The organism is Paracoccus maritimus (assembly GCF_025195095.1).
Classification (GTDB): Bacteria; Pseudomonadota; Alphaproteobacteria; order Rhodobacterales; family Rhodobacteraceae; genus Paracoccus; species Paracoccus maritimus.
The window spans coordinates 1-2,611 of record NZ_JANAVZ010000035.1 but is presented as its reverse complement, the minus strand read 5'-3'; the positions used below and the strand labels follow the sequence as shown (position 1 = coordinate 2,611).

Below are 2,611 nucleotides of genomic sequence, written 5' to 3'. Positions count from 1 at the left end.
CGCCGACCTCCTCCCGCGCACGGGGATGGTCAAGCATCGCTTCAAGAGCTGCAGAGCCTTCAACTTCGGTTCCATGCCGGGCACGTGCTCGAACATGTGAAATAAATGCTTGATTGAGTGAATCGCGTCTCACGGCGAACGGCGATACGCCGTCGGTCATGAGCATGACTTCTGTAGCGGAATTGGCTGCGGAGACCACGAGATGCGTTTCCCAGGCAGGGTCCGTCAAGAAGCATGGTTCGTTGGCATAGGCCTTGGGTGTTCCGTCGGAACGACCGACCACGGTTCCGTCGCCTGAGAACGCCACCGCGAGCCCATCACCGACGTGAAAGAGAAGGCCGCGCCTGCCTCGGAGTACCGCTCCGATAATAGTTGTCGAAAGATCGGGAAGGGAAAGCTCGTCCAACTTCGCGGCGGCTGAAAGCTCGCTGTGAACCTGCACAAGCGTGGATTTCAAAAGTTCTCGTAGGGGCACGAGGGGACTTCGTCTTGATACGCGATTGATCAACAAGTCCGCTGTCAGCGTGGAAGCAAGCTTTGCACCCCGTCCGCCAGCGGCAGCGCCCCCGGCACCATCGCAAATGACGGCGACTAACCAGTCGTGCTCGATTCTGTACTGACACGCGTCATCACAGCCAGATCCTTCACGCTCGTGGTTCGGTCCCCGCACCACTGCGGAAACCACACGCCAAATGCCGGAACCATCAGCATTTGCGACCGATGAAGCAATATGTTGATCTGAGGCCGGATCCATCATCAGTGCCCCGCCGACATTGGACATACGATCCCATACGTCATCAAACATCAACTGAAAAATAAACTGGCCCTGGCTCCGTAATCTGAATGCCCTGTCCCGGTGTCGATTGCACAACTTGACCGAGCGTCGTAACCAACCACTCAAAAATTCCCGCGAAGTCGTCGTCAACAGTGAAGACCTTCATGTCGGTACGGGCAAACCTGTGAAGCTTTTCACCATCTGCACCTGGAGGAACAGCAAGAGGCCAGACGGTTGCGCGCCGCTCTTCACATGCCCGCCGCGAGTCCATTGCGGCTTCTTCCCAACCTTCATCGTTGGGTCCCCCGTCGGACATCAGGAATATCCAAGGCCTGGTGAAGGTGATACCCTCTGACCTGAGCCGGAGAGAAATATCCTCGACGCAGCTATGCGCGTAGCGCATCGCCTGACCCATTGGCGTCATTCCGCTTGAGACAAGTTTTGGCGCCGTGAAATCCTCCGCTTGTGTCCAGTCTGCCAGAAGCTCAACGGATTCTCCGAAGCCGATAACGAGGAGAAGCACCTGCTTGCGAAGCTGTTCCGTTCCCTTGATCGTCTGCTCAAAGCGTCGAAGTCCAAAGTTGAGCTTTTCAATTCTTCCATCAGAGGCCATAGAGCCAGACGTATCAAGTACGAGGACACATGGCGTGCGCTGCACATGGTCTGCCTTTAGCGCCTCGTCGAGGTCCGCTCCAACCTCATCGTCAAAGTCCTTCGTCATACTTGCAAGTCCTCTCTAATTCCGTCTTTGGCTCTTGAAGCGCTGAGTGCTTTAGGAAAAAGCGTGGTCGCGCCGCCTAACGGCTCCTCCGTGGGCCCGTCGGTTTCGGGTCGGGGGTTTTAGGTTCTATGAGCGTTTTCTTATGTTTGGGGTTTATCCAAATCTTCGGCTCAGGTTTCGCTGCCGCCTTCGAAAAATCGTGCTTCAGTGTTCCCTTCGCTGCCTTTGCAATTAAGGCATCCGAACGCTTCTCAACGACATTCCCAAGCTTCTCTACTCCTTGATCGGCCCGTTTGTTCAGTGTCTTGCGAAGGAGTGTGAACCGGGGCCCGGAAAATGCTGGTTTAACTCGATCCAATCCAGCTTTCGCGACGCGTCCAATGAAGCGCCCAACTTTGCCGCCCACGCTCAATCCTGCTCCGTTCCCGTCAGCGCTCATGGGTCACCGTCCGCTTTGCCGCGACTTTGAATTGGGATGCGACGTGGCCCTTCGCTGATGCCCGAGCGAACTGTTGCTTCAAGGCCGTTCCCTTGCCCGGTTGATTGACACTCGCCGCCTTCTTTTGAGAGGAAGCAGGCGTCTGAGATACTTTTGGAGCAGTCTTCGCCTGCGCTGCCTGGCTCGCAGCCTTTGTGGAGGTTTTCGGTGAGGCTGCAGACTGGGACCTGCCTCCCATGCCTGGACCTGGCGGCCTGGGAGCGCTGTATTGAATTTTAGGGGGCGTAGGCTTCGGAGGCACGGGCTTCTCGGGCGGCTTGCGCGGTGCCGCAGCAGCATTGAATTTTGGCGTAATAGGCTCGGGCTTCTTGCTCATCTTGAGAACTCCCTTAGCTTTCTACTAGGCAGAGTCATGTCTTCGGCGTGGACATGGCTAGGACAAGGTCTCTCGCAGACACGGACTTTGCATGAGACCCGATCCTTGAGCACGCCCCTACTTCCCAAGATGTTCGTTCCTTCTTCGCCTGTCCAGTCCAGAGAGGCGGCTGCAAGCCCCTTTATATCCGAAAATCGAATGCCAGCGCAGCCGCCGAGTGGTTCCAAAGCGCGAAGGCGTCGACTATGCTTTGCTCGTCAACTGGCTGAGGTTGGTTGCGAACGGTGTCGGCGCACGAAC

2 protein-coding genes are annotated in these 2,611 nt (G+C 56.6%); both read right to left on the bottom strand.

The annotated features are described in order from the left end of the window. Nucleotides 1-781 (bottom strand): protein phosphatase 2C domain-containing protein (locus tag MU516_RS19270; protein ID WP_260278824.1); only part of this gene is annotated, 781 nt, incomplete at its 3' end. A gap of 16 nt (nucleotides 782-797) precedes the next feature. After that, nucleotides 798-1,496, bottom strand: coding sequence for a vWA domain-containing protein (locus MU516_RS19265; RefSeq protein WP_260278823.1), 699 nt, complete (start codon nucleotides 1,494-1,496; stop codon nucleotides 798-800). Nucleotides 1,497-2,611 lie beyond the last annotated feature (1,115 nt).

Excerpts from the sequence above, each read along its gene's own strand:
- MU516_RS19265 (WP_260278823.1), bottom strand. The coding sequence starts at position 1,496 with ATGACGAAGGACTTTGACGATGAGGTTGGAGCGGACCTCGACGAGGCG.